General features: G+C 67.0%; 20 protein-coding genes and 1 pseudogene. 7 read left to right on the forward strand and 14 right to left on the reverse strand.

Annotation, left to right across the window (positions count from 1 at the left end):
- The first annotated feature begins 72 nt into the window (after positions 1-72).
- From J2X65_RS19910 to lon, 4 genes are all read left to right on the forward strand, one after another.
- Positions 73-546 carry a 2Fe-2S iron-sulfur cluster-binding protein gene (locus J2X65_RS19910; protein WP_310204684.1) on the forward strand — a complete coding sequence of 158 codons (474 nt, stop codon included), beginning with the start codon at positions 73-75 and terminating at the stop codon, positions 544-546.
- A gap of 46 nt (positions 547-592) precedes the next feature.
- Positions 593-2,764 (forward strand): molybdopterin cofactor-binding domain-containing protein, encoded by a 2,172-nt coding sequence (locus J2X65_RS19915; RefSeq protein WP_404977764.1) that lies wholly within the window; start codon positions 593-595, stop codon positions 2,762-2,764.
- A 503-nt stretch (positions 2,765-3,267) separates the two neighbouring features.
- Positions 3,268-3,681, forward strand: coding sequence for an Hsp20/alpha crystallin family protein (locus J2X65_RS19920; protein WP_310204686.1), 414 nt, complete (start codon positions 3,268-3,270; stop codon positions 3,679-3,681).
- Positions 3,682-3,692: 11 nt separating this feature from the next.
- Complete coding sequence (gene lon, locus J2X65_RS19925) at positions 3,693-6,107, forward strand: endopeptidase La (RefSeq protein ID WP_310204687.1); 2,415 nt, start codon at positions 3,693-3,695, stop codon at positions 6,105-6,107.
- Between the two features lie 292 nt (positions 6,108-6,399).
- Here lon and J2X65_RS19930 read toward each other — a convergent pair whose 3' ends face one another.
- Both J2X65_RS19930 and J2X65_RS19935 read right to left on the reverse strand, forming a co-directional pair.
- Positions 6,400-7,746, reverse strand: a complete 1,347-nt coding sequence (locus J2X65_RS19930) for an LLM class flavin-dependent oxidoreductase (protein ID WP_310204688.1) — start codon at positions 7,744-7,746, stop codon at positions 6,400-6,402.
- A gap of 182 nt (positions 7,747-7,928) precedes the next feature.
- Positions 7,929-8,591 (reverse strand): DedA family protein, encoded by a 663-nt coding sequence (locus tag J2X65_RS19935; RefSeq protein ID WP_310204689.1) that lies wholly within the window; start codon positions 8,589-8,591, stop codon positions 7,929-7,931.
- A gap of 363 nt (positions 8,592-8,954) precedes the next feature.
- Here J2X65_RS19935 and J2X65_RS19940 point away from each other — a divergent pair, with 363 nt between their 5' ends.
- On the forward strand, positions 8,955-9,797 hold the full coding sequence (locus tag J2X65_RS19940; RefSeq protein WP_310204690.1) for an oxidoreductase: 843 nt from the start codon (positions 8,955-8,957) through the stop codon (positions 9,795-9,797).
- A 43-nt stretch (positions 9,798-9,840) separates the two neighbouring features.
- On the opposite strand, the gene J2X65_RS19945 is transcribed toward J2X65_RS19940, so the two are convergent.
- The 3 genes from J2X65_RS19945 to lepA all read right to left on the reverse strand — a co-directional run bounded on the left by J2X65_RS19945 (position 9,841) and on the right by lepA (position 13,224).
- Positions 9,841-10,743, reverse strand: a complete 903-nt coding sequence (locus tag J2X65_RS19945; protein ID WP_310204691.1) for a LysR family transcriptional regulator — start codon at positions 10,741-10,743, stop codon at positions 9,841-9,843.
- A 413-nt stretch (positions 10,744-11,156) separates the two neighbouring features.
- A complete protein-coding gene (locus J2X65_RS19950; protein ID WP_310204692.1) occupies positions 11,157-11,345 on the reverse strand; it encodes a YegP family protein in 189 nt (62 codons plus the stop codon).
- 73 nt (positions 11,346-11,418) lie between these two features.
- Complete coding sequence (gene lepA, locus J2X65_RS19955) at positions 11,419-13,224, reverse strand: translation elongation factor 4 (protein WP_310204693.1); 1,806 nt, start codon at positions 13,222-13,224, stop codon at positions 11,419-11,421.
- Between the two features lie 104 nt (positions 13,225-13,328).
- On the opposite strand from lepA, the gene J2X65_RS19960 reads away from it, so the two are divergent.
- Complete coding sequence (locus tag J2X65_RS19960; RefSeq protein ID WP_213364454.1) at positions 13,329-13,964, forward strand: MBL fold metallo-hydrolase; 636 nt, start codon at positions 13,329-13,331, stop codon at positions 13,962-13,964.
- A gap of 89 nt (positions 13,965-14,053) precedes the next feature.
- Positions 14,054-14,911, forward strand: coding sequence for an MBL fold metallo-hydrolase (locus J2X65_RS19965; RefSeq protein WP_310204699.1), 858 nt, complete (start codon positions 14,054-14,056; stop codon positions 14,909-14,911).
- Here the strand turns inward: J2X65_RS19965 and J2X65_RS19970 are convergent.
- The 9 genes and pseudogenes from J2X65_RS19970 to pdxY form a co-directional block, all read right to left on the reverse strand.
- Positions 14,889-17,072: an EAL domain-containing protein gene (locus J2X65_RS19970; protein WP_310204702.1), complete on the reverse strand. Its 2,184-nt coding sequence runs from the start codon at positions 17,070-17,072 to the stop codon at positions 14,889-14,891. The two genes, J2X65_RS19965 and J2X65_RS19970, sit on opposite strands and share 23 nt — an antisense overlap.
- 65 nt (positions 17,073-17,137) lie before the next feature.
- Positions 17,138-18,424 carry an amidohydrolase family protein gene (locus J2X65_RS19975; RefSeq protein WP_310204706.1) on the reverse strand — a complete coding sequence of 429 codons (1,287 nt, stop codon included), beginning with the start codon at positions 18,422-18,424 and terminating at the stop codon, positions 17,138-17,140.
- Entirely contained in the window at positions 18,421-19,365 is a 945-nt protein-coding gene (locus J2X65_RS19980) for an ABC transporter permease (RefSeq protein ID WP_310204709.1), read from the reverse strand. Before J2X65_RS19980 ends, J2X65_RS19975 begins: the two co-directional genes overlap by 4 nt.
- Positions 19,365-20,428, reverse strand: a pseudogene (locus J2X65_RS19985) (ABC transporter permease). The gene J2X65_RS19980 and the pseudogene J2X65_RS19985 overlap by 1 nt, the downstream one beginning before the upstream one ends.
- A complete protein-coding gene (locus J2X65_RS19990; RefSeq protein WP_310204711.1) occupies positions 20,425-22,008 on the reverse strand; it encodes an ABC transporter ATP-binding protein in 1,584 nt (527 codons plus the stop codon). Before J2X65_RS19990 ends, J2X65_RS19985 begins: the two are co-directional and overlap by 4 nt.
- Positions 22,009-22,169: 161 nt before the next feature.
- Positions 22,170-23,207, reverse strand: a complete 1,038-nt coding sequence (locus tag J2X65_RS19995; RefSeq protein ID WP_310204714.1) for a BMP family protein — start codon at positions 23,205-23,207, stop codon at positions 22,170-22,172.
- Positions 23,208-23,309: 102 nt separating this feature from the next.
- Positions 23,310-24,035 carry an NUDIX hydrolase gene (locus J2X65_RS20000; protein ID WP_310204717.1) on the reverse strand — a complete coding sequence of 242 codons (726 nt, stop codon included), beginning with the start codon at positions 24,033-24,035 and terminating at the stop codon, positions 23,310-23,312.
- Positions 24,036-24,157: 122 nt separating this feature from the next.
- Complete coding sequence (locus J2X65_RS20005; protein WP_310204720.1) at positions 24,158-25,054, reverse strand: PhzF family phenazine biosynthesis protein; 897 nt, start codon at positions 25,052-25,054, stop codon at positions 24,158-24,160.
- A 4-nt stretch (positions 25,055-25,058) separates the two neighbouring features.
- Positions 25,059-25,907 carry a pyridoxal kinase PdxY gene (pdxY, locus tag J2X65_RS20010; protein ID WP_310204723.1) on the reverse strand — a complete coding sequence of 283 codons (849 nt, stop codon included), beginning with the start codon at positions 25,905-25,907 and terminating at the stop codon, positions 25,059-25,061.
- Between the last annotated feature and the right edge of the window lie 14 nt (positions 25,908-25,921).

Below are 25,921 nucleotides of genomic sequence, written 5' to 3' on the forward strand. Positions count from 1 at the left end.
CAAGTCGACGGTTTGTTTTGTTGGCGGTATCGCGAGCATCCGTGCGGGACGACTGGATGATGCGAGGCGTCAATGTCATTTGTCCTGAAGATCAACGGCACGAGCCATGAGGTCGATGTCGACGACGACACGCCTCTGCTCTGGGTAATACGCGATGTGCTCGGCATGACCGGCACGAAATTCGGCTGTGGCGCCGCCCTGTGCGGCGCCTGCACCGTGCATCTGGATGGTGCGCCGGTGCGTTCCTGCGTCACCACCGTGGACAGTGTCGGCGAGTCCGCCATCACCACCATCGAGGCGATCGGCACCGTCCCGGCGGGACGCCATGTCCAGCAGGCCTGGCTCGACCTCGACGTGGTCCAGTGCGGCTACTGCCAGTCCGGCCAGATCATGTCGGCGGCCGCGCTGATCGCCGACACCAGGTCGCCGACCGACGACGACATCGACAGCGCCATGTCCGGCAACATCTGCCGCTGCGGCACCTATGCCCGCATCCGCGAGGCGGTGAAGGTCGCCGCGGCGTCGCTTGCCGGCGAAACCAAGTGAGGCGGCCATGCTGAATGCTCTCGCTCCCGCCGGCACATCAGCCGAAATGCCGGATTCGACCCGGGTACCGGGCACCGGCCTGACGCGCCGCAGCCTTCTCGTCGCCGGCCTTGCCGCCGGCGGCGGCCTCCTCCTCTCGGTCGGCCTGCCGAAATTTGGCGGCGAGGCCTTGGCGGCCGACGGCCCGTTCGCCCCGGACGCCTTCATCCGCATCGGCACGGACGGCGCCGTCACCCTCGTCATGCCGCAGGTCGAGATGGGTCAGGGCACCTACACCTCGCTGCCGATGCTGATCGCCGAGGAGTTGCAGATCGACCTGTCGCAGGTGCGGCTGGAACACGCGCCGCCGGAAGACAAGCTCTACGGCAACCCGGCGATCGGCTTCCAGGTTACCGGCGGCTCCACCTCGATCCGCGGCTTCTATGAGCCGCTGCGCAAGGCCGGTGCCAGCGCGCGCACCATGCTGGTGGCGGCGGCGGCGCAGATGTGGGGGGTCGATCCGGCCGCCTGCGATGCCGCGCACGGGATCGTCCTCCATCCCGCCTCGGGACGGCAGGCGAGCTTTGGTTCGCTCGCCGAGAAGGCGGCGGCGCTGCCGGTGCCGAAGGACGTCGCACTGAAGCCGGTGGACAAGTTCACCCTGATCGGCACCCCGGCCAAGCGCCTCGACGCCGCCGGCAAGGTCGACGGCACCGCCATCTATGGCATCGACGTCAGGCTGCCGGGGCTCAAGATCGCCACCGTCGCCGCCTGTCCGGTGTTCGGCGGCAAGCTGAAGAGCGTCGACGACACCCAGGCGCGGGCGGTGAAAGGCGTGCGGCAGATCGTCAGGCTCGACGACGCCGTCGCCGTGGTCGCCGATCACATGGGCGCCGCCAAGAAGGGTCTGGCGGCGCTGACGATCGAGTGGGACGAGGGGCCGAACGCCACGCTCTCCACCGAGGAGATCGTGCGTCAGATGGAAGCGCTGGCCGCCACCGGGCCGGGGGTCGACGACAAGAAGGTCGGCGACGTCGATGCCGCCGAACGCGCCGCCGCCCGGACCGTGAAGGCGACGTACCAGATGCCGTTGCTCGCCCACACCACCATGGAGCCGCTGAACTGCACCGTGCATGTCCGTTCCGATGCCTGCGAGGTGTGGGTCGGCTCGCAGGTGCTGAGCCGGGCGCAGGCGACCGCCGCCGAGGTCACGGGCCTGCCGCGCGAGAAGGTGACGGTGCATAACCACCTGCTCGGCGGCGGCTTCGGCCGGCGCCTCGAGATCGACAGCGTCACCCAGGCGGTGAAGATCGCCAAGCAGGTCGACGGCCCGGTCAAGGTGGTGTGGACGCGCGAGGAGGACATCCAGCACGATATCTACCGCCCCTATTATTACGACCAGTTCGCTGCCGGCCTCGACGCGCAGGGCAAGGTGACGAGCTTCCGCCACCGCGTGGTCGGTTCCTCCATCGTGGCGCGCTGGCTGCCGCAAGCCTTCACCAACGGCCTCGACTTCGATGCGGTGGACGGGGCCGCCGGCCCCTATGGCTTCGCCAACCTGCATGTCGACTATGTCCGGCACATCCTGCCGCAAGGCCTGGAAACCGGCTGGTGGCGCGGCGTCGGCATCACCCACAATGCTTTCGTGGTCGAAGGCTTCGTGGACGAGCTCGCCGTCGAGGCCAAGGCCGACCCTGTCGCGTTTCGCCGCGAGTTGCTGGCGAACGATGCGCGGGCGCGCGGCGTGCTCGATCTAGCGGCGGAGAAGGCCGGCTGGAGCGGTGCGCTGCCCGCGCGCAGCGGGCGCGGCGTGTCGCTGCTGCTCGGCTTCGGCACCTATATGGCGCAGGTCGCCGAGGTGGAGATCGGCAAGGACGGCGCGGTGAAGGTGTCCCGCATCGTCTGCGCGGTGGATTGCGGCGTGGTGATCAACCCGGACACGGTGAAGGCGCAGGTGCAGGGCGGCATCGTCTACGGCCTGTCGGCGGCGCTTTATGGCGAGATCACGCTGAAGGACGGGCGGGTCGAACAGAGCAATTTCGACAGTTACCAGGCATTGCGTATCGAGGAGATGCCGACGATCGAGGTGCATATCGTCGAGAGCCGCGAGGCCCCCGGCGGTATCGGCGAGCCCTCGACCTCGGGAGTCGCCCCCGCGGTGGTCAATGCGGTGTTCGCCGCCACCGGCCAGCGCCTGCGGCAGCTGCCGATCGACCCGGATCGGCTGAAAGGCGCGTGACCGCATCCGCGATGGAGCGGCCGCCGCGGCCGGCTCCATCGCGGATGCGGATGGAGAACGCGGAGCCGGGGATCCGCGCGTTGCTGTTCGCGACGAGACGCATCTTCGCCCGTGGCGAGATAGGAAGCATGCACACCCGGCGCGGGCGTTTCACAAATGCGCCGGCATGCCATGGCGGAGGCGAGCCTTGCGGTCGCTCCGCCCGACGCAGCGTAGGTAGCCGCGTAGGTAGCTGCCACTGGCTTCCATTCGCGCCGACCCGGGCATGGGGCATGCCTCCAACCTCCCCGTGCCTGGCCTGCCGTCGCCACGCGCGCCGGCTTCGCTTCCCCTGTTCGACGGCGCCCTCCGCGCTATCTGCTCTCCCTGTCCTCACGCCCTATGCGCCTTGCCGGTTTGCCCGGCGCCGGTAATCCGCCCCGCCCGCCGGGCAGTTGGCAGATGGGAAACGCCTTCCCATATGCGCGATGCACGGTTCCCCAGGGAGCCGCTTGGAGGCCTTCATGCGAAATTCAGATCCGCGGCTGTGGATGTGGTCCGAGGCGCTCGCCATGGTGTCGCGCGCCGAGCGCCTGCGCGGGCAGATGTTCCAGCCGTCTCCGGCACCCCAGCGCGGTCGGGCGGTCCATTGGGAGCCGCCGGTCGACCTCATCGAGACCGAGCATGAGTTGCTCGTCTTCGCGGCGCTGCCGGGCGTCGACCCCGACCGTATCCAGGTAACGATCACCTCCGGCACGCTGGTGCTTTCCGGTGACCGGTTGCTGCCGCCGGAGCTGCGCACCGCCACCATTCATCGCCTCGAACTGCCGCAAGGCCGCTTCGAGCGGCAAATCTCGCTGCCGCCCGGCCGCTATGAGGTTGCCCGACCCCGCATGGTCAATGGCTGCCTCGTCGTCGCGCTGCGCAAGCTGGCCTGAGGGGATTTTACATGACACATCCCGTTTTTCTGAATGCACGCCCGGTCCATGCCGCCGAGGCCGGCGCCGCTGCCGGTGCTGAAGCCGGCGAGCAACCGTTGATCCTGCTGCCGGTGCGCGGCTTCGTGCTGTTCCCCGGCGTCGTCCTGCCGCTCGCCGTCACCCGTCCGGCCTCGGTCGCCGCCGCCCAGCAGGCGGTGCGCGAGGGCCGTCCGGTCGGCATCGTCATGCAGCGCGACGCCGCGCTGGAGGAGCCCGGCCCGCACGACCTGCACCGCACCGGTGTGGTCGCCAACATCCTGCGCTTCGTCACCGCGCCGGATGGCACGCACCACATCGTGGTGCAGGGCGAGCAGCGCTTCCGCATCGACCGTTTCGTGCGCGAGAAGCCCTTCATCACCGCACAGGTGCAGCGGATCGAGGAGGCGGCGGAGCACACGCCGCAGATGGAGGCGCGTTTCGTCCACCTGCAGGGCCAGGCCATCGAGGCGCTGGAGCTGCTGCCGCAGACGCCGGCCGAGCTGGTGGCGGCGGTTCGCGGCGCGAGCGAGCCCGGCGCGCTGGCCGATATGGTCGCCGCCTATCTCGACATCGGACCCGACGAGAAGCAGGAACTGCTGGAAACCAGCGACATCGCCACCCGCGTCGACCGGGTGGTGCGGCTGCTGGCCCAGCGCATCGAAGTGCTGCGCCTGTCGCAGGAGATCGGCCGCCAGACCAAGGCGTCGCTGGATGAGCGCCAGCGCGAGGTGCTGCTGCGCGAGCAGATGGCGGCGATCCAGAAGCAGCTCGGCGAGGACAATGGCAACGCGCAGGAGATCGCCGATCTCGAAAAGGCGATCACCGATGCCGGTATGCCGGAGGATGTGGATCAGATGGCCCGCAAGGAGCTGGGCCGGCTGCGCCGCATGCAGGACGCCAGCGCCGAATACGGCATGATCCGCACCTATCTCGATTGGCTGATCGCCCTGCCCTGGAAGCTGCCGGAGGAAAAGGCGATCGACATCGCCGAGGCGCGCAAGATCCTCGACGAGGACCATTTCGGCCTCGACAAGATCAAGCGCCGCATTGTCGAATATCTCGCCGTGCGCAAGCTGGCGCCGAACGGCAAGGCGCCGATCCTGTGCTTCGCCGGCCCTCCGGGCGTCGGCAAGACCTCGCTCGGCCAGTCGATCGCCCGCGCCATGGGCCGCAAATTCGTGCGCGTCTCCCTCGGCGGCGTGCATGACGAGGCGGAGATCCGCGGCCACCGGCGCACCTATGTCGGCGCGCTGCCGGGCAACATCATCCAGGGCATCCGCAAGGCGGGCACCCGCGACTGCGTGATGATGCTGGACGAAATCGACAAGATGGGCTCGGGCATCCAGGGCGATCCGTCGGCCGCCATGCTGGAAGTGCTCGATCCCGAGCAGAACGGCACCTTCCGCGACAATTATCTCGGCATGCCGTTCGATCTGTCGCGGGTGGTGTTCATCGCCACCGCCAACATGCTCGACACCATTCCGGGGCCGCTGCGCGACCGCATGGAGATCATCACCCTGTCCGGCTACACGGACCAGGAGAAGCTGCAGATCGCCCGCCGCTATCTCGTTCGCCGCCAGTTGGAGGCGAACGGGGTGACGCCCGAGCAGGTCGAGATCGACGATGCGGCGCTTGGCGGCATGATCCGCGCCTATACGCGGGAGGCCGGCGTGCGCAATCTCGAGCGCGAGGTCGGCCGCGCCATCCGCCGCGTCGCCGTCGGCATCGCCGAGGGCAGCGTGTCGAAGGCGCATATCGGCCTGGCGGACCTGCCGGAACTGCTCGGCCCGCCGATCTTCGAGGACGAGGTGGCGCTGCGCGTCAGCGTGCCCGGCGTGGCCACCGGCCTTGCCTGGACGCCGGTCGGCGGCGACATCCTGTTCATCGAGGCGACCCGGATCCCCGGCCGCGGCGGGCTGATCCTCACCGGCCAGCTCGGCGACGTGATGAAGGAGAGCGCGCAGGCGGCGATGAGCCTGGTCAAGAGCCGCGCCGCCGAGTTCGGCATCGACCCGGCGGTGTTCGCGTCCAACGACGTGCATGTCCACGTCCCGGCCGGGGCGACCCCCAAGGACGGGCCGAGCGCCGGCGTGGCGATGTTCACCGCCCTCGTCTCGCTGCTGTCGAACCGCACGGTGCGCAAGGACACGGCGATGACCGGCGAGATCTCGCTGCGCGGCCTCGTGCTGCCGGTCGGCGGCATCAAGGAGAAGGTGGTCGCCGCCGCGCGCGCCGGCCTCACCCGCGTCATGCTGCCCGCCCGCAACCGGCGCGACTATGAGGACATTCCTCAGGATGTGCGCGACCGGCTGGAATTCGTCTGGCTGGAGCGGGTGGACGAGGCGATCGCCAACGCGCTGGAGCCGGCCGAGGCCGCGACGGCGCGCGCGGAAGCGGCGGCCTGAGCCTGCCGCAGCGAACGGGACCCGGCGCGCTCCCCATCGGGCCGCGCGCCGGGTTCAACACGGGCAACAGCCAGGCAGCGGCGTTGCCGAGCGGACCGCCGCGCCCCGGGCGAAAGGGCGGCCAGGACCGTTGCCTGCGTCCGCCTCCCGGCAAGGCGGGTCACCTATGGCCCGCGATACTGGCGATCGTGCCGTCTTCACCGGCGCCCGGAAACCGGATGTCGCCGTTGCCGATCATCACGCCCCGGCCCGATACCGAACCGCTGGCCGAGGCCGCCGCGGACGGCCCCGGTCAACCCGCGACCGCCTCGCGGGCCGGGAAGAACCGGTTTTCCGGCCGCGGCAGGCCGAGATGTTCGCGCAGCGTCGTGCCCTCATAGTCGCGACGATAGATGCCGCGCCGCTGCAGTTCCGGCACCACCTTGTCGACGAAGTCGTCCAGCCCCGCCGGCAGGAACGGGAAGGTGATGTTGAAGCCGTCCGAGCCCTCGGTCTCCAGCCACTCCTCCATCTCGTCGGCGATGGTCTGCGCCGTGCCGACGAAAGCGAGGCCGGCATAGCCGCCGAGCCGCTGGGCCAGCTGGCGCACGGTAAGGTTCTCGCGCCGGGCCATCTCGATCACCCGCTCGCGGGCGCTGCGGCTGGCATTGGTCTCTGGCACGTCGGGCAGCGGCCCGTCCGGGTCGAAGCGCGAGGCGTCGTGGCCGAGCGCGATGGACAGCGAGGCGATGGCGCTGTCGTAATGCACCAGGCTGTCGAGCTTCGCCCGCTTGGCGCGAGCCTCCTCGACGCTGTCGCCCACCACCACGAAAGCGCCCGGCAGGATCTTGAGATGGTCGCGCGGTCGGCCGAGCCGGTCGAGCCGGCCCTTCACGTCGGCATAGAAGGCGCGGCCGGCGGCAAGGTCGGGCGCGGCGGCGAAGATCGCCTCCGCGGTCTCGGCGGCAAGCTGGCGCCCCGGCTCGGAGGCGCCGGCCTGCACGATCACCGGCCAGCCCTGCACCGGCCGGGCGATGTTGAGCGGCCCGCGTACCGAGAAATAGGGGCCCTTGTGGTCCAGCACATGCAGCCGCGAGGGATCGAAGAACAGGCCGCTCGCCGGATCGCGCGGAAAGGCGTCGTCGGCGAAGCTGTCCCACAGCCCGGTGACGGTGTCGTAGAACTCGCGGGCGCGGACATAGCGCTCGTCATGCTCCATATGGTCGTCGAGGCCGAAATTCAGCGCCGCGTCGGGGTTGGAGGTGGTGACGATATTCCAGCCGGCGCGGCCGCCGCTGATATGGTCGAGCGAAGCGAAACGACGGGCGATATGGTAGGGTTCCTCGAAAGTGGTCGAGGCAGTCGCCACCAGCCCGATCCGCGAGGTCACCATCGCCAGCGCCGAAAGCAGGGTGAATGGCTCGAAGGAGGTCACGGTGTGGCTGCGCTTGAGCGCTTCCACCGGCATGTTCAGCACCGCGAGGTGGTCGGCCATGAAGAAGGCGTCGAACTTGCCCTCCTCCAGCTTCTGCGCCAGCCGGACGATATGGCCGAGGTTGAAATTGGCGTCCGGCCAGGCCCCGGGGTAGCGCCAGGCGCCGGTGTGGAGGCTCACCGGCCGCATGAAAGCGCCGAGATGAAGCTGCTTGCGTGTGCTCATGCCATGTATTCCCCGATGCCGGTGCGCGCGGGCGCGAGCCTTATAGCTATGCGGCGAAGTCGCAGCCGCAAGCGGCGGCAGGGGAACATTGGTATCGCCTTGCCGGGGGCGCGGTGCCGGCGGGGGTCCCGCAGGCCGGCGCAGGGCGCCGCCGCCGCCGGCAAAGGCCGCGCACCGCTGCGTCAGCTCTCGCTGCGCTGGGGCAGCGCCGCCCGCCGCCGGCGCGGCGCCGGCTTCGCGACCTTGTGAAGGATGACCGACGTCACCACCAGGAACGCCACCGTCAGCGTGCCCATCACCGCCAGCCATTCCACGCTGCCGAAGCTGCCCAGGCTCGAGGCCGCATGCCCGGCAAGCCAGCCGGGCGACAGCATCAGCCCGGCCCAGGCGAAGGCGGAGGTGACATTGGCGAGCTGAAACTGCCGGTGCTTCATCGCCATCATGCCGGCGACGAGCGGGATGGTCGAGCGGACGGGGCCGAGGAAGCGGCCGAAGAACACCGAGGCGAATCCATAGCGCCGGAAGAACAGCCGCGCCCGCGCCACGCTCGGCCGGTATTGGGCGAGCGGCCATTTATAGACGAGGCCCCGGCCGACGCGGCGCCCCAGCATATAGGAGACGGCATCGCCGAGGATGGCACCGATGATCGAGCCGGCCAGGATCGGCAACGGCTCGACGAGCCCCGAGCCCATCAGCCCGCCGATCACCATCATCAGTGCGGTTGCCGGAATGAACAGGCCGACAATGGCCAGGGATTCGCCAAAGGCGACGATGCCCGCGACGAGAAGGGCGTAGGATTGATGCGTCTCGATGAGGACGCCGATCTGCCCGATGATGTGTTCCATGCAAACTCTTTGTGCTCGATCCGTGCGTCAAACGTTTGACACCGCGCCTGCCGCCTACGGATCGGCTCCTCCTGCCCCGCCAGACGGGCGCGACCATAGCAGCCGCCACGCCGCGCGCGAGCGACCGGGCGATCAAAACGCAGCTAGCTTCTCTTTACGCAGCGGCGTTCACCCCGCCGGCAGCCACGGAAAGCGAGTGAATGTGGCGGCATCGACTGCCTTCCCGCATAGCCACGTTTATTGATGAGCTACCCTCACTATCACATCAAAATAATAGCGGATTATTTCACCTGAACGAGCCAAGTAGCGTCTCTCCATCAACACGGCGCCGCGCTGCGGAGCTCCAGACAGATGGAGATCGTCATGCGTACATGGTTCATCACCGGCGCCTCGCGCGGCTTCGGCGCCCTCATCGCCCGCGAGGCTCTCGCCGCCGGTGACAATGTCGTCGCCACGGCCCGCGACCCGCGCACCGTCATCGATACGCTCGGCGAGCATCCCCGCCTGCTGGCCGTCGCGCTCGACGTCAATGACGAGGGCCAGGCCTTCGAGGCCGCCGGTGCGGCGGTGAAGCAGTTCGGCCGCATCGATACGCTGGTCAACAATGCCGGCTTCGGTCTGCTCGGCGCGGTGGAGGAATCCAGCGTCTCGGAAGTCGAGCGGGTTTTCCGCACGAACGTGTTCGGCCTGCTCAACGTCACCCGCGCCGTGCTGCCACACATGCGCCGCCAGCGCGCCGGGCATGTCGTCAACATCTCCTCGCTCGGCGGTTACGGCGCCTATCACGGCTGGGGTGTCTATGGCGCCACCAAATTCGCCGTCGAAGGCCTGTCGGAAGCGCTGTCGCAGGAACTCGCCCCGCTTGGCATCGCAGTGACGGTGGTGGAGCCCGGCTTCTTCCGCACCGATTTCCTCGACGAGCGCTCGCTGGTGAAGACCGGGATCGAGATCGGCGACTATCACGAGACCGTCGGCGCCATGCGCAGCTTCGCCGCCCGCGTCAATCACGCCCAGCCCGGCGATCCGGTCAAGCTCGCCAAGGCCTTCCTTGTCCTCGCCAACGCCGAGAAGAAGCCGCTGCGCCTGCCGCTCGGCAGCGACGCGGTGGCCCGGATCGAAGACAAGCATGCCTTCGTCGAGGGCGAGCTCGCCGAGTGGCGTGCCCTCGCCGTCTCGACCGACCATGACGACCAGGCCGTCGCCTGAGCCCGCCGGGCCGCGCGGCAGGATCTGCCCGCCGCGCGGGGCTCTATTCGCGCGAGGATTCCGCCCCGCGCGAATAGTCGATGAAACTGCGCAGCGGCGCCGGCATCTGCCGCCGGCTCGGGTAATAGAGGTAGAAGCCTGGATAATGCGGGCACCAGTCCTCCAGCACCCGGATGAGCGCCCCGCTGGCGAGATGGGCGCGCGCCTGCGCCTCGAACAGATAGGCCATGCCGGCGCCGTCGAGTGCCGCCTCCAGCATCAGGTCCTGTTCGCTCAGGGTCAGCGGGCCGTCCACCTCGACCGAGACCTCTTCGCCGCCGCGCTCGAATTCCCACGCGTAGAGGCCGCCGCCGAGGAAACGAAAGCGGATGCACGGCTTGTCCCGCAATTCGCGCGGATCCTGCGGCCTGCCATGGCGGGCGAAATAGCCGGGCGAGCCGACCACCGCGAAGGCATGGCGCGGTCCGATCGGCACGGTGAGCATGTCGGCGGCGATGTTCTCGCCGAAGCGTATGCCGGCATCGAAGCCATCCGTCACGATATCGACCAGGGCGTCGCTGACCGCCAGCTCCACCCGGATATCGGGATAGGCCGCCATGAACCGCGTCAGCAGCGGCATCAGCACCAGCCGTGCGCAGAGCCGCGGCGCGTTGAGGCGCAGCGTGCCGAACGGCCGATCGCGAAAGATGTTCAGTTCGTCGATGGCGTCGTGGATATCGCGGAAGGCGGGGTTCACCCGGCCGAACAGCCGCCCGCCTGCCTCGGTCAGCGCCACGCTGCGGGTGGTGCGATTGAACAGCCGCACCCCGAGCCGCTCCTCAAGGAGGCGCATCGAATGGCTGAGGGCGGAAGGTGTCACTCCCAGCTCGGCCGCCGCCCGGCGGAAGCTGCCATGCCGCGCAATGGCGAGGAAGACGCCGAGATCGGCCGGATCGATAGTGGCCATTGCTGAGTTCGTCTCGCCAATCGAGCTTCTGTCGCAAGCAGGATTGCATAATGTGCCGGCGCGACGCCATCCGGCCTTTCCTCCCCGCGCGGCCGGTCTTTTGGCCAGCCTGGCCTGATCGTACACCACACCGGTCCGGCTTGGAGCGCTTGTCGTCAGGCACACACATATGCGCCCACAGCGCATGGGACTGGAAAACAATCGCGAGCCACGGCTGCCCGCAGCCGCATGGCTCGGCCGCCCCGAAGATCAGCGAATGATTAGAGGGCTCGCCACGCGAGGCTCAATCAATAGAAACGAGAGCAATCACCGCCAAGAACCGAAGAGCGGCACGGTACAACACCGGCCAATCCCATAAAATCAGAGAAGTCGGCCCGTACGGCATGATATTTCTTGCCGTACGGGCTGCTACATCAGACATCCACCTTGGTCAGATCGACCACAGTCGCGCCGGGGGCGTTCTTCTTGATCGATTCGATGGCGCTCAGCGCCGACGCCTTGGCCTTGTAGGCCTCCGACGAAAACATGCTTTCGCCATTGGACGCCTTGAACCGGAACCGGAATTCACCGGACTTATCCTTGTAGACCTCGAACTTGTACATTTCCCCGCCTCGTCATTTTTGACGTCAGGCAGTCATGTCAGCACGAATTGGTGCGCTTGGGTAGCGGGGAAGATCAGTCGTCCACCTTCAGCGCAGCAATGAAGGCTTCCTGCGGGATTTCGACGCGACCGAACTGGCGCATCTTCTTCTTGCCTTCCTTCTGCTTCTCCAAAAGCTTGCGCTTGCGGGTGATATCACCACCATAGCATTTGGCGGTCACGTCCTTGCGCAGGGCGCGAATTGTCTCGCGGGCGATGATCTTGGCACCGATAGCTGCCTGGATCGGGATCTGGAACAAGTGCTGCGGAATGAGGTCTTTCAGCTTCTCGCACATCGCGCGGCCACGATATTCGGCGCGCGAGCGATGCACCAGCATGGACAATGCATCCACCGGCTCGGCATTGACGAGGATGGACATCTTGACGAGATCACCCTCGCGATACTCTGTAATGTGGTAGTCGAACGAGGCATATCCCTTCGAGATCGACTTAAGCCTATCGTAGAAATCGAACACCACCTCGTTGAGCGGCAGGTCATAAGTCACCATGGCGCGGGCGCCGACATAGGTGAGCTCGATCTGGTTGCCGCGCCGGTCCTGGCACAGCTTCAGCACCGCGCCGAGATAGTCGTCCGGGGTGAGGATGGTCGCCCGGATCCAGGGCTCGCGGATCTGCTTGATCTTCACCACGTCCGGCATGTCGGCCGGGTTGTGCAGGTCGAGCACCGTGCCGTCGTTCATCTCGATCTCGTAGATCACCGACGGTGCGGTGGCGATGAGGTCGAGATTGAACTCGCGCTCCAGCCGCTCCTGGATGATCTCCAGATGCAGGAGGCCGAGGAAGCCGCACCGGAAGCCGAAGCCGAGCGCCGCCGAGGTCTCCATCTCGAAGGAGAAGGAGGCATCGTTGAGCCGCAGCTTGCCCATCGCCGCGCGCAGATCCTCGAAGTCGGCGGCATCGACCGGGAACAGACCGCAGAACACCACTGGCTGCGCCGGCTTGAAGCCGGGCAGGGCCTCGGCGGTCGGGCGCTTCTCCTCGGTGACGGTATCGCCGACGCGGGTATCGGCGACCTCCTTGATCGAGCCGGTGAGAAAGCCGATTTCGCCGGGACCTAGTTCGGCCATCGCCGTCAGCTTGGGGGTGAACACGCCGACGCGGTCGACGTCATACACGGCTTCCGTGCGCATCATCTTGATGCGCATGCCCTTCTTCATCACACCATCGACGATGCGCACCAGCACCACGACGCCGAGATAAACATCGTACCAGCTGTCGACCAGCAACGCCTTGAGCGGTGCTTCGCGGTCTCCCTTGGGCGGCGGCAGGCGAGTGACGATGGCTTCCAGCACATCGGGAATGCCAAGGCCGGTCTTCGCCGAGATCAGCACGGAATCGGAGGCGTCGAGACCGATGACGTCCTCGATCTGTGCCTTCACCTTGTCCGGCTCGGCGGCGGGGAGGTCCACCTTGTTGAGGACCGGCACGATCTCGTGATTGTTGTCGATGGCCTGATAGACGTTCGCCAGCGTCTGCGCCTCGACGCCCTGCGAGGCGTCGACCACCAGCAGGGAGCCCTCGACGGCGGCCAGCGACCGGTTCACCTCATAGGCGAAGTCGACATGGCCGGGCGTGTCGATGAGGTTCAGGACGTAGTCCTTGCCGTCCTTCGCCTTGTAGGACAGCCGCACCGTCTGCGCTTTGATGGTGATGCCGCGCTCGCGCTCGATATCCATATTGTCGAGCACCTGATCGGACATCTCACGCTCGGACAGCCCGCCCGTGATCTGGATCAGACGGTCGGCGAGAGTCGACTTCCCATGATCGATGTGGGCGACGATGGAAAAGTTGCGGATGTGGGCGACGGGCTCGGTGCTCATGGCGCGCGGGATAGCACTGGCCGTGCGCGGTCACAAGCGCGGCAACGCCTTGCCCGCGGGCATATGATCGACCACATTCGCCGCACCCGTTGCATGGAGCCGTTATGCCTGAGCTCAAGATCGCCGTCGTCCCCGTCACCCCGTATCAGCAGAACTGCTCCATCGTCTGGGATGAAAAGACCAAGCGCGGCGCCGTGATCGATCCCGGCGGGGATCTTCCGCGCATTCTCGCGGCGCTGGAAGAACTCGAAGTGACACCGGAAAAGATCGTGCTCACCCACGGCCATATCGATCACGCCGCTGGCGCCGCCGATCTCGCCGAGCAGTTGAAGGTGCCGGTGGAAGGCCCGCATATCGGCGACAAATTCCTACTCGACGACCTGCCCAGCGCTGGGGAGCGCACCGGAATTCCCGGCAAGGCGGTGACGCCCGACCGCTGGCTGGAGGAAGGCGACAGCGTCGATATTGGCGGCCTTCTGTTCGAGGTGCTGCACGTACCGGGACACACGCCGGGTCATGTCGTGCTGGTAAACCGCGATAATGCCTTCGCCCTTGTCGGCGACACCCTGTTTCAGCGTTCCGTCGGGCGAACCGATTTCCCCTATGGCGACCACGACCAGTTGATCTCCGGCATCAAGACGAAGCTGCTGCCGCTGGGAGATTCCGTCACCATTCTGCCCGGCCATGGCAGTGCCTCGACCATCGGCACGGAAAAGCGGACCAATTCCTTCATCCGTTGATTTTCGCCGGGGTTGAAGCGAACGTTACTCGCGCCGCAGCGCGGCACGGCCGATCATGCCGGGAAGCCTCACGCTGGGGAGCTTCCCATATGCCGCCATCCTCGTGCCTGCGCCGCATCCAATCGGGCCTGATCGCGCTCGCCTTGACATGTGTCGCCATCCCCGCCCTCGCCCAAGCGGATCGGTGCCCGAAACTGGTAGCGGAGGCGCCCGCCCGCATCGTTCCTGCGGCGTTCCGCCTTCCCCCGGCCCCGCAGGAAGCTCTGTTCCGGCTCGTCGCCGGCGCCTCCGACGAGGTGACGCTGAACTATATCGGCCACTCCACCTTCCTGATCGAAACGGCAGGCGGCGTCACGGTCGCCACCGACTATAACGACTATGTTCGTCCCGACGTCGTACCCCGCGTCGCCACCATGAACCGGGCGCACTCGACGCACTACTCGCTCAATCCGGATCCCGGCATTGAACATGTGTTGAAAGGCTGGAGCGACACGCCCGGCCAGCCGGCGCGCTACGATCTCGACGTTGGCGACCTCTGGGTCGGCAATCTGGCCACCAATACCCGCGACTGGGAGGGCGGCACCACACGCAACGGCAATTCGATCTTCATTTTTCGCGCCGCGGATCTGTGCATCGCCCATCTCGGCCATCTGCACCACACACTCACCGAGGACGATATTGCGGCGCTCGGCCGCATCGATATCGTGCTGGCGCCGGTCGACGGCAGCTACACGCTGGATGTTGACGGCATGATCGAGGTGCTGCGGTCGCTGGAATCGCCGCTGGTCATCCCCATGCACTACTTCAACGAGACGACGCTGAACGCCTTTCTCAATCGCCTCGGCGCACGCGAATTCATCGTCCAGCGCAATGCCAGCTCGACTTTGGTGGTTTCGCGCGCAAGCCTGCCGGGCAGGCCGACGGTCATCGTACTGCCCCAGCGCTGAACGACCTCGTCTCGCGGCGCCTGCACTGCAAAAGCCAGGCCGTCGCGGCGTCGGCCGCCATCGGACGGCCGAACAGATAGCCCTGCCCGCATTCGCAGCCGAGTTCCCACACCGCCGTCGCCTGCTCCTCGGTCTCGATGCCCTCGGCAAGGACCTGGATGCCGAGATCGCGGCCAAGCGCGGCGACGGCGCGCACCAGCGCGCGGTCCTCGACTGAGTTGACCATCTCGACGATGAACGACCGATCGAGCTTGATGGTATCGACCGGCAACCGACGGAGATGCATGAGGGAGGCGTGCCCGGTACCGAAATCATCGAGCGCGATGGAAAATCCCTGGCGACGAAGCTCCACCAACGCCTCGACGACGGCCTCGCCGCGCACGCCGAACGTAACCGTTTCCGACACCTCGAACTCGATCTGCCTGGGATCGATGCCGGCGGCGAGGATGGTTCTCGCCAGCCCGGCTATGTTGGCTCCCAGTTGGAAATTGTTGCGCGAGAGATTGATGGCGATGCGTCCGGGATCGATCCCAACTTCCTGCCAGAGGCGGATCTGTCGGCAGACCTTCTGGATGACGAACTCGCCGATGGGCACCATGAGGCCGATGCTTTCGGCCTCATGGAGAAATTCGCCGGGCAACAGCAGACCGCGCGTCGGATGACGCCACCTTAGCAGCGCCTCGAAGCCGAGGGGCCTCCGGTCGGCCACCGTCACCAGCGGCTGATAATAGACCTCGAAAGCATCGGCAGTCAGCGACGCCCGCAGATCCTCGATGCACCTATAGCGGTCGTCAGCAGCGCGGCGCATGCTGATGTCGAAGAGTCGAATGCAGCGGCCTTCGTCAGCCTTGGCGGCATAGAGCGCCAGATCGGCATTGCGCTGCAAGGCATCGGGATTGCTGCCGTCGCGCGGCCACAGCGCGATGCCGAAACTGGCGCTGACGGTCAGCCGGGTGGCGGTGAACGGCTCTTCGATGGGGGCCAGCAATGCGTGTCGGATGTCATCCGCGCGAGCGGTCAATGCCTCTGGCGCGGCGAGACCCGGCAGGATTATCGCGAACTCGTCGCCGCCGAGCCGTGCGCAGACATCGTGAGGACCGATGCAAGCCAAAAGTCGTTTGCCGAACTCAAGCAGCACCGTATCGCCGACCGCGTGTCCGTAGCTGTCGTTGATGTCCTTGAAGCCGTTGAGATCGATCACCAACAGGCCACCGACCGCATCCGGAACAGCCATCGCATGGTCCAGGCGATCGGCGAAACGGCGACGATTGGCGAGGCCAGTCATCACATCATAGCCAGCATAAAATTCGGCGCGGCTGGTGGCCTCCACCCGATCGGTAACATCCCGCTGATTGACCAGCACCGAGAGGCGGCCGGTGACGGGATCCGTGGTGGTCCGGGCATCGATGCCGTGCCAGCGCCTTCCCCTGGCGGTGTCGACGACGAAGTCGCCGGACACGGTCCGCCCCATGAAGGCATCCGGGCGATCCGGATCCTGCGCGATCACCCGCTGCCACATATGCGCGCCCTCCGCCGGGTCGGCGAACATCGAAACAAAACGGCAGCGTGCCGCGGGGAAACTCGCTTCAGCCGAGGGGTTTCGATAGGTGGCCCAGCCATCCTCATCGAACAACAGCACGTTTACCAGCGTGTGGCGCAGCGCCTCGCCGGCGCGCAGTTCGTCGGTGGAACGCGCATAGTGCTCGACTTCCATCAGCAGGCCGACATTGCCATTGTCGAGCCGCACGCCGCTCATCAGCGCATCGACGGTGAACGGACGGGGCTTGGGATAGAATGTCCACCGATCGGCAACGATCTCGCCGGCGGATATCCGTTCAATCAGCCGGCCGAGGCGCTGGCGCATGGCGTCCGAATGCGGCGTGAAGTCACGCGCATAGAACTCGTCTTCCTGCCCCGGCTCGACGCCCCACAACTCCAGCGCCGCGCTATTGGCAAAATGCTTGCGCATGCGGCCGGTATCGAGGATCCACACCGGCCGCTGAAGCATTTCCAGCCCTTCCGTCCGACAGGGCGGAAGGGCGTGCGCGAACAGACTACCGGTACCCATCATGTCGCCGCCGATACGGCCCGCCTCGCCGCCTAACCGATGCGCAGGGTACGAGCAATCAGGTACCGCAGCAATGTCGCCATCGTGCTTCAAACCCAGCTGGTTGGCATTCCGGCTTCAGCCATGATCCAGCCCTGCGGAATGGAAGAGCCACAGCCTTAGGCCGGGGAATAGGAAGCGGGGTCGACCACACCAGGCCGGCCCGGCAGATCGAGCACGCTGGCGCGAGGCGTGCCTTCGGCGATCACCCGCCCCCGCCGCACCACGAATAGCCGCGCCGCCTTCAGCCGGATGGCCTCGATCGGATCGGCGGCCTGCAGCACCACCAGATCGGCGTTGCAGCCCGGCGCGATGCCATAGCCTCCCAGCCCCATGATGCGGGCGGGATTGGTGGTCACCGCCTCGAAGCACCAAGCCATTGCCTCGCGAGAGGTCATCTGGCCGACATGCAGCGCCATATGGGCCACCTCGAGCATGTCGCCGGAACCGAGGGAATACCAGGGATCCATCACGCAATCATGGCCGAAGGCGACATTGACCCCGGCGGCGCGCAACTCCGGCACCCGCGTCATGCCGCGCCGCTTCGGATAGCTGTCGTGCCGTCCCTGCAGCGTGATGTTGATCAGCGGGTTGGCGATGGCATGCACGCCGGCTTCGGCGATCAGCGGAAGCAGCTTCGAGACGTAATAATTGTCCATGCTGTGCATGGAGGAGAGGTGTGAACCGGCCACCCGGCCCTGCAGCCCAAGCCGCTGCGTCTCGTAGCTCAGCGCCTCGATATGGCGGGAAAGCGGGTCGTCGGTTTCGTCGCAATGGATATCGACGCGCAGCCCACGCTCGGCGGCGAGTTCGCACAACGCTTTCAGCGAAGCGGCGCCATCGGCCATAGTGCGCTCGAAATGCGGGATGCCGCCGACGATATCGGCGCCCATGTCGAGGGCGCGAACGAGGTTCCGGGCCGCACCCGGCGAACGATAGTAGCCGTCCTGCGGGAAGGCGACGAGTTGCAGGTCGATATAGTCCTTCACCTTCTCCCGAACGTCGAGAAGCGCCTCGACCGCCAGCAGCCGATCGTCACAGACATCGACATGCGAGCGGATGGCAAGAAGGCCCTGACTGACGGCGAGATCGCAATAGCGCAATGCCCGTTCGATCACCGCCTCATGGGTCAGCAGCGGCTTCAACTCGCCCCATAACGCGATGCCTTCGAGCAGCGTACCGGACTCGTTCATCCGTGGCTGGCCGAGCGATAGCGTCGCATCCATGTGAAAGTGCACGTCGACGAAAGGCGGGCTCACCAGCCTGCCCCCGGCGTCGATCACCCGACCGGCTTCGGCCTCGATGCCGGCTTCGACAGCGACGATGCGCCCGCCCTCGCAGGCGATGTCCAGACCCGAACGCCCATCCGGCAGGCGAGCGTTCCGTACGAGAAGATCGAGGCTCATCGTTGTCCCTTGAAATACGGCTTCATCAAAGCGCGTGGATAGTCGGCACGCCGCGCGACCAGCACAAGCGCGGCAATAGAAAAGAGATAAGGAAGCATAAGGAAGACCTGGCTCGGCACCACACCGCCGGTGATGGTCTGCAGACGAAGTTGATAGGCATCCAGCGCCCCGAACAGCAGGGCTCCGACCAGCGCCTTGCCCGGTCGCCAGGAGGCGAAGACGGTGAGCGCGATGCACACCCAGCCGCGCCCGTTGATCATGCCGAAGTAGAATGCGTTGAAGGCGGAAAGCGTCAGGAAGGCACCGCCCAGCGCCATCAACGCCGAGCCGACCATCACCGCCCCGATGCGCAGCCCGACGACGGAAAGGCCCTGTGCCTCCACCGCCTCGGGATTGTCGCCGACCGCTCGGATGGCGAGACCGAGCGGCGTGCGTGCCAGCATCAGCGCAACTAGGATGACGCAGGCGAAAGCGAGCACGGTGAAGACGGTCTGCTGGCCAAGGATCGGGCCGATGAACGGCAGGTCGCCCAGGAGAGGCAGATCGAGCGGCGGAAAGGGCTCGATGCGCGGCGGGGTCGCGATATTGGGAAACGCGACCCGATAGCCGAAATAGGCCACCGATGTCGCCAGCAAGGTCACGCCAATGCCGGTGACATGCTGGGAGAGACCGAGCGGCACGGTGAGCACGCCATGGATCAGCCCGAACAACGCCCCGACCAGCGCCGCCACCAGCACGCCGCCCCAGAGCGGCAGGCCTAGATAGACCGCCAGCCATCCGGACATCGCGCCGGCGACGAAAATTCCCTCGATCCCCAGATTCAGGACACCTGCGCGCTCGCAAAGCAGCGCGCCGAGCACACCGAAGATCAGCGGCGTGGCGATGCGGATGGTCGCGGCCCAGAAATTGGCCTGGATCAGGATCTCCAGCGCGGCCCACATCAGACAGTCTCCCGGCGCACGAAGACGATGCGAAACCGGGCCAAGAGCCCGCCAACGAGCACGCTGAGCAGCGACAGCGCGACCACCAGATCGGCGAGATAGTTGGATACGCCGATGGCCCGGCTCATCGAATCCGCGCCGACGAACACGCCGGCGATGAAGATCGCCGCGGGGATGACGCCCAGCGTTGAAAGGTTTGCCAGCGTCGCCACCACGATGCCGGCATAGCCGAAGCCGGGCGAGAGGTCGGCGGTCAGATATCCCTTCAGCCCCGCGACTTCGCTTGCCCCGGCCAGCCCCGCCAGGCCGCCGGACAGAAGCCCGACCAGCGCCATGGCCTTGCCAACCGGAAGCCCGGCATAGCGGGCGGCGCGGGCGTTCTCGCCCACCGCACGGATACGGAAGCCCCATACGGTGCGGGTGATCAGCACATGCAAGGCGATGGCGCAGACGATTGCCAGCACCAGCCCCCAATGCAGGCGCAGGCCGGCGACCAGCTTGGGCAGCGTCGCCTCGTCCAGCACCGGCGCCGACTGCGGCCAGCCCAGTGCCATCTCGTCCTTCATCGGCCCTTCCAGCATCATCTGCACGAACAGCAGCATGACGAAGTTGAGCAGGAGAGTGACCACGACCTCGTCGGCGCCGAAGCGCATCTTGAAGAACACCGGCACCAGCAGCAGCACAGCGCCGGCCAGGACCGCTCCGACCAGGACCACCGGCACCAGCAGCGCCGGAGGCAGATCCAGCAAGCCGGCGCCAAGCGCCACGGTGGCCAGCGCCCCGGCATAAAGCTGCCCCTCGGCACCGATGTTCCACAGCCTGGCACGGAAGGCGATGGCGGCGGCGAGGCCGGTGAAGATGAGCGGTGTCGCGCGCGTCAGCGTCTCGGCGAAGGCAAAGCCGCTGCCCGCGGCGCCTTCATCAAGCCGAAGGCGGATAGCACCGGTGCACCGGAAAGGGCCAACGGCACCGCGGTGAGCAGCAGCGCCGCCATTCCCGCCCCGACCGAGACGGCGAGCGTCAGCCAGACCGGGGTTCGCTCCCGCGGAACGAAGCGGATCATGCGGCGTCCTCCGCCGTATGGCCGGCCATCATCAGGCCGACGGTGCGCATGCCGAGATCCGCCGCCTCCATGGCCGGCGACACATGCCCCGCATGGATCACCGCGATGCGGTCCGACAGCGCGAACAATTCATCAAGGTCTTCCGAAATCAGAAGAATTCCCGCCCCGCGCCCCCGCGCCGCCAGTAGCCGGCGGTGCACGTCGGTGGTGGCGCCGATGTCGAGGCCGCGTGTCGGCTGATGCGCGAGGATGAGGCGCGGGGCGCGCTCCAGCACGCGGGCCAGCACCACCTTCTGCATGTTGCCGCCGGAAAGCGCCCGGATCGGTGCATCGGGACCGGGACAGCGTATATCGTAGTCGCGGATCGCCTGCGCGGCGCGGACGCGGATCGCCCTTCGGCGCAGCAGCCCGTGCCGCTGGTTTTCCGGCGACCCGAGCGTTTCCAGCACATGGTTCTCAGCGACGCTGAGCCCGCCGATCGTGCCATCGCGATGACGATCCTCCGGGATACGGCCAACGCCGGCGGCGATGCGCGCCGCGGCGTCGGCGCGAGCGGCAGAGTGGCCGACGATCTCGCAAATGCCGCTCCGGGGAGCCTTCAGCCCAGCCACCAGTGCCGCAAGCGCGCCCTGCCCATTTCCGGAAACACCAGCAATTCCAATGATTTCGCCGCCTCGCAACTCGAGGTCAGCAGCTTCCAGCCGATCCCGCTCGCCGGGCGCACCGACGGCGACCCCGGCAAGGCGCAACACCGGCGCACCGAGGGTAGATGAGGTACGCTCGCGGGCAGGAATCTCGCGCCCGACCATCAGTTCGGCCAGCATCGCCCTATCGGCACCGGCCGTCGGCCGATCGGCGACCTTGGCGCCGCCGCGCAGCACCACAACCCGCTCGCACAGCGCCAGCACCTCGTGCAGCTTGTGGCTGATGAAGATGACCGCAAGCCCTTTATTCGCAAGGGTTTTCACGATGGCGAACAGGCTGTCCGCCTCTTGCGGCGTGAGCACGGCGGTCGGCTCGTCGAGGATCAGCACCCGCACGTCGCGATAGAGCGCCTTGAGAATCTCGATGCGCTGCTGCTCGCCGACCGACAGGCGCCCGACCGGCACGTCGAGATCGGCTTCCAGCCCGGACTCCTTCATCAGGCGGGCGACCTTCGCCCGCGCGGCCGCCGTGCCGAAGCCGAGGCGCCACAGCGACACGGTGCCGAGCACGATATTCTCGAAGCCGGTGAGGTTCTCGGCCAGGGCAAAGTGTTGATGCACCATGCCAATTCCGGCCGCGAGCGCCGCCTCCGCCGAGCCGCCGGGCAGCGGTGCCAGCCGGCCGGCGGCATCGGCGATGTGCACCGTGCCCTCGTCAGCAACATAGTGGCCGAACAGGATGCTCATCAGCGTGGTCTTGCCGGCGCCGTTCTCGCCGAGCAGCGCCACGATTTCACCCGCCCGGACGTCGAGGTCGATGGCGTCGTTCGCTACCAAATTACCGAAGCGCTTGGTGATGCCGGCCAGCGACAGCACCAGCGGGCGCGTCTCGTGCGGTGTACGATCAGGTTGATCGGGTGCAGTCGGTGCGATCATGGAGACCCTTTCTCAACCTTCGGCCCCCGGGGAAGCGTCCGGGCCCGACGGGGAGAGGGAGCCGCCACATCCGGCTCCTCCCTCTCCGCTATCCGTGCGAGAAGACGGCACAGCCTGCGGACCGCCGGCGACCCGGGGGCGCCCTCTCAGGCTCTCCGCCCTCACATCGTCGACTTGGGCTCAGCGTCGTTGACATTGACGCGGAACAGGCCGTCCCTGATCTCCTTCTCGCGCAGCAGCACCAGCTCGATCACCTCCGGCGGCACCTGGTTGGGATCGAGGGTGGCGAGGCTGGCGCCGCCATGCGCCATATAGGAGAACGGGCCGTAATCCTCGGCGGTGAAGGTGCCTTCCATCACCGCCTTGATAGCGCGATCGATAGTCGGCTCCATATGCCAGAGTGCCGAGGCGATGACGGTGCCGGGATATTGCGCGGAGGTGTCGATCACGTTGCCGATCGCCTTCACCCCGCGCTCCTTGGCAGCATCGGAGACGCCGAAGCGCTCGGCGTAGAGAATGTCGGCGCCCTTGTCGATCTGGGCGAAGGCGGCCTCCTTGGCCTTGGGAGGGTCGTACCAGGAGTTGATGAAGGTCACGAGGAACTTGACGTTCGGGTTCACCGACTGCGCGCCTTCCATGAAGGCCTGCATCAGCCGGTTCACTTCCGGAATGGCATAGCCGCCGACCAGGCCGATGATGTTCGACTTGGTGGTCTTGCCCGCCACCATGCCGGTGAGGAAGGACGGCTCGTGGATGAAATTGTCGAAAACCGACAGGTTCGGCTTGGTGGGACCGAAGGACGAGCCCATCAGATAGGCGGTGCCGGGATAATCCGCCGCCACCTTGCGGGCCGGACGCTCCACCGCGAAGATCTCGCCGACCACGAGGTCGGCGCCTTCCTGCGAATATTGCCGCATCACCCGCTCATAGTCGGTATTGGCGACGTTCTCGGAGAATTTGTAGGTGATGTCGCCACGCGCCTCGGCCGCCTTCAGCGCCTTGTGGATGCGCGAAACCCACTGCTGTTCCACCGGCACCGTGTAGATCGCCGCGACCTTGATGGGCTTCGCCTTCGCCGCCACCGCGGCGCCGCCGAAGCCCCCCAGCACCAGCGCGCCGGCACCGAGGGCCAGCAGCCGGCGGCGATCGACGATCCCCGACGAAAAAAGCGGCACGGTTTCGGTTGATCTACGCACCATGTTGACTTCTCCCCGAGTACGGGGCCGCGCCTCGCATGCCGCGCCCCTTTACCGACAGTTTATGCGAGCGGCATGCCAATTTCGAACTGTTTGGTCCGAAATTCACCGCTTCCGCCGCTCCTCCTCCCAGCAGGCCAGAAGATAGGTACGAATGAAAGGCGGCATGGCCTCGCTGACATCGTCCGGCCCGCGCGCGACGACGACGTCCTCCAGCTCGGGGCGCTCCTCGGAGGCCAGGAAGGTTCGAATGCGGGCGGCAAGTTCGTCGGCAGCCAGCGGGCTGCGCAGCTCGCGCATCAGCGCGATGCGCGAGCTGGCGAACACCCCGGTCCAGCCCGGCGCGATCTCGACCTCGTCGGCGGCCAGCCCGGTCTCCTCGCCGAGCTCCCGCAGGACGCTGCCGGCGAGATCGACCGCCCCGTCGGGCCGCAGATCGCTGAGATCGGGCGTACCGGCGGCGAAATAGATGCGCCCGGCATTGGCGGTCCACGCCGCCATGCGCCCGAGCAGGAAGGCGCCGTCCGCCGCGCGCAGCGCCGCCATGGCGAAGGCGTTGCAGACGCGCTCGTCGGCTTCGCCCTCGCCCGGACAATCATGCCGCAGCCACCACAGCAGCGAGGCGAAATCGGCTTCGCGATAGCGGCCGGTGAGCACGCCATCCGCCAAGCGATGGCGGGCCAGCACCAGGATGCGCCCGTTCCACAGCGAGGGATTCTTCTGCAACTGCGCCGCGAAGAAGGCATCGACCTCCGCCCGCCGGCTTTCGGCATAGTCCCAGGCGCCGGGCTCCAGCCGCATGTCGAGGCGATCGAGCGGCGTCACCTGCATCGGTTGCTCCGCACGCTCATGGAACAGGGAAGCTCCCGGGCGCCGCAGCCGCGCCTCCCCTCGCCGACCCGTGGAGCGGGCTACCTCTCTCCACTGGGGAGAGCGCAAGAGGGGGCAGCGCCTCAGACATGCAGGACACCCTCGGCCACCACCACGGCGCCGCCACCAATGGTGACGCGGGACAACGCACCGCCGGCCACGTCCAGCCCCAGCCGCACCAGGCTCGACCGGCCCATCTCCACGCCCTGCAGGATGTCATAGGCGGTGAAGCCCTCCGTCGGCGTCTCGCCCTGCATCAGCACCGCCGCCAGCGACGCGGCGGCCGAGCCGGTGGCCGGGTCCTCGTCGATGCCCATATTCGCGGCGAACATGCGGGCGCGGAAATCGCCCTCGCCTTCCTCGTCGCGGCAGAACACGTAGACGGAATCGGCGGTGCCGCCGAAGGCACCAATCAGCCGGCCGGCGCTCGGGCTTATGCGGGCGAGCGCCGAGCGCGATGCCAGCGGGATGCAGACGAACGGCACCCCCGCCGAGGCGACGACCGGGCGGTAGGCGTCGAAGCCGATATCGGATTGATCCAGCCCCAGCGCCTGCGCGCAGGTCTCGACGCTCGGCGCTTCCTCGTCGAGGATCTCCGGAAGCCGGGGCACGGTGAAGGTGGCGGTGCCGGAGCGCGGGTTGCGCAGGCTCACATGGCACGGCACCGGGCCGGCCCCCTCCTCCAGCACGAAATCCGCCGACAGCTCCACCTCGTCGCGGAGCGCCAGCAGCACGGCGGCGCCGACGGTGGGGTGCCCGGCAAAGGGCAACTCGTGATTGGTGGTGAAGATGCGCAGCCGCGCGCGATGATCGGCGTCGGTCGGCGGCAGCACGAAGACCGTCTCCGACAGATTGAACTCGCGGGCGATCGCCTGCATCTGGTTGCCGTCGAGGCCCTCGGCATCGAGGACGACGGCGAGCGGGTTGCCCGCGAGGGCGCGGTCGGTGAAGACATCGAGCACGACGTAGCGGCGGGCCATGGTCTTACAGCTTCTCTGGAGTGAAAACGCGCGAGGGTGTGACGAACTCGTCCTGGGCGGCGACGGTAAGAATCTCCCGCGAGCCGGCCGCTGCCGTACGGGCAAGCAAACCATAGGCCGAGGACGACGCCTTGCCGAGCGCCTCCGCCGTCGAATGGCTGCTCTTCCAATGCACGAAGAACAGCGCCGCGATGGCGTCGCCGGCACCGTTGACCGAAATGCCCAGCTTCGGCGTGCGCACGCGATAGCAGCCGTCCGGCCCCGAGGCGAGCATGTCGATCGAATCGGCCGGAGTGTCTGCGGTGTGCAGGCTGGTGACCAGGATGACGCGCGGGCCGGTGGCATGCACCGCCCCGCAGGCGCGCCGCGCCTCCTCCAGCGTCGAGGTGCTGCGCCCGGACAGGAAATCGAGCTCGAACTGATTCGGCGTGATGATGTCGGCCGCCGGCACCGCCCGGTCGCGCATGAATTCCGGGATGCCCGGCCGGACATACATGCCGGTGTCGATGTCGCCCATCACCGGGTCGCAGCAATAATGCGCGGCGCTGTTGGCGGCCTTGACCCGGCCGACGGCGTCGAGAATGGCGTCGCCGATCTGCGCCGTGCCCATATAACCCGAGAGGACGCCATCGCAGCGCGGCAGCGCACCGAGGTGATCGATGCCGGCGACGAGATCCTGGATATGCTCGGCGCCGAACACCTCGCCGCGCCAGGAGCCATAGCCGGTGTGATTGGAGAACTGCACCGTCTGCAGCCCCCACACCTCATGGCCGAGCCTTTGCATCGGGAACATGGCCGACGCGTTGCCCACGTGCCCGTAGGCAACCCATGATTGAATGGAAAGGATATTCATCTGCACGCGCCCCG

The sequence above is a fragment of the Ancylobacter sp. 3268 genome (assembly GCF_031456575.1).
Taxonomy (GTDB): domain Bacteria; phylum Pseudomonadota; class Alphaproteobacteria; order Rhizobiales; family Xanthobacteraceae; genus Ancylobacter.

What these genes read in the sequence shown, in the direction of transcription:
- J2X65_RS19910 (WP_310204684.1), top strand. Translation starts at nt 73, where the DNA reads ATGTCATTTGTCCTGAAGATCAACGGCACGAGCCATGAGGTCGATGTC.
- J2X65_RS19915 (WP_404977764.1), top strand. Translation starts at nt 593, where the DNA reads ATGCCGGATTCGACCCGGGTACCGGGCACCGGCCTGACGCGCCGCAGC.
- J2X65_RS19920 (WP_310204686.1), top strand. Translation starts at nt 3,268, where the DNA reads ATGCGAAATTCAGATCCGCGGCTGTGGATGTGGTCCGAGGCGCTCGCC.
- lon (WP_310204687.1), top strand. Translation starts at nt 3,693, where the DNA reads ATGACACATCCCGTTTTTCTGAATGCACGCCCGGTCCATGCCGCCGAG.
- J2X65_RS19930 (WP_310204688.1), bottom strand. Translation starts at nt 7,746, where the DNA reads ATGAGCACACGCAAGCAGCTTCATCTCGGCGCTTTCATGCGGCCGGTG.
- J2X65_RS19935 (WP_310204689.1), bottom strand. Translation starts at nt 8,591, where the DNA reads ATGGAACACATCATCGGGCAGATCGGCGTCCTCATCGAGACGCATCAA.
- J2X65_RS19940 (WP_310204690.1), top strand. Translation starts at nt 8,955, where the DNA reads ATGCGTACATGGTTCATCACCGGCGCCTCGCGCGGCTTCGGCGCCCTC.
- J2X65_RS19945 (WP_310204691.1), bottom strand. Translation starts at nt 10,743, where the DNA reads ATGGCCACTATCGATCCGGCCGATCTCGGCGTCTTCCTCGCCATTGCG.
- J2X65_RS19950 (WP_310204692.1), bottom strand. Translation starts at nt 11,345, where the DNA reads ATGTACAAGTTCGAGGTCTACAAGGATAAGTCCGGTGAATTCCGGTTC.
- lepA (WP_310204693.1), bottom strand. Translation starts at nt 13,224, where the DNA reads ATGAGCACCGAGCCCGTCGCCCACATCCGCAACTTTTCCATCGTCGCC.
- J2X65_RS19960 (WP_213364454.1), top strand. Translation starts at nt 13,329, where the DNA reads ATGCCTGAGCTCAAGATCGCCGTCGTCCCCGTCACCCCGTATCAGCAG.
- J2X65_RS19965 (WP_310204699.1), top strand. Translation starts at nt 14,054, where the DNA reads ATGCCGCCATCCTCGTGCCTGCGCCGCATCCAATCGGGCCTGATCGCG.
- J2X65_RS19975 (WP_310204706.1), bottom strand. Translation starts at nt 18,424, where the DNA reads ATGAGCCTCGATCTTCTCGTACGGAACGCTCGCCTGCCGGATGGGCGT.
- J2X65_RS19980 (WP_310204709.1), bottom strand. Translation starts at nt 19,365, where the DNA reads ATGTGGGCCGCGCTGGAGATCCTGATCCAGGCCAATTTCTGGGCCGCG.
- J2X65_RS19990 (WP_310204711.1), bottom strand. Translation starts at nt 22,008, where the DNA reads ATGATCGCACCGACTGCACCCGATCAACCTGATCGTACACCGCACGAG.
- J2X65_RS19995 (WP_310204714.1), bottom strand. Translation starts at nt 23,207, where the DNA reads ATGGTGCGTAGATCAACCGAAACCGTGCCGCTTTTTTCGTCGGGGATC.
- J2X65_RS20000 (WP_310204717.1), bottom strand. Translation starts at nt 24,035, where the DNA reads ATGCAGGTGACGCCGCTCGATCGCCTCGACATGCGGCTGGAGCCCGGC.
- J2X65_RS20005 (WP_310204720.1), bottom strand. Translation starts at nt 25,054, where the DNA reads ATGGCCCGCCGCTACGTCGTGCTCGATGTCTTCACCGACCGCGCCCTC.
- pdxY (WP_310204723.1), bottom strand. Translation starts at nt 25,907, where the DNA reads ATGAATATCCTTTCCATTCAATCATGGGTTGCCTACGGGCACGTGGGC.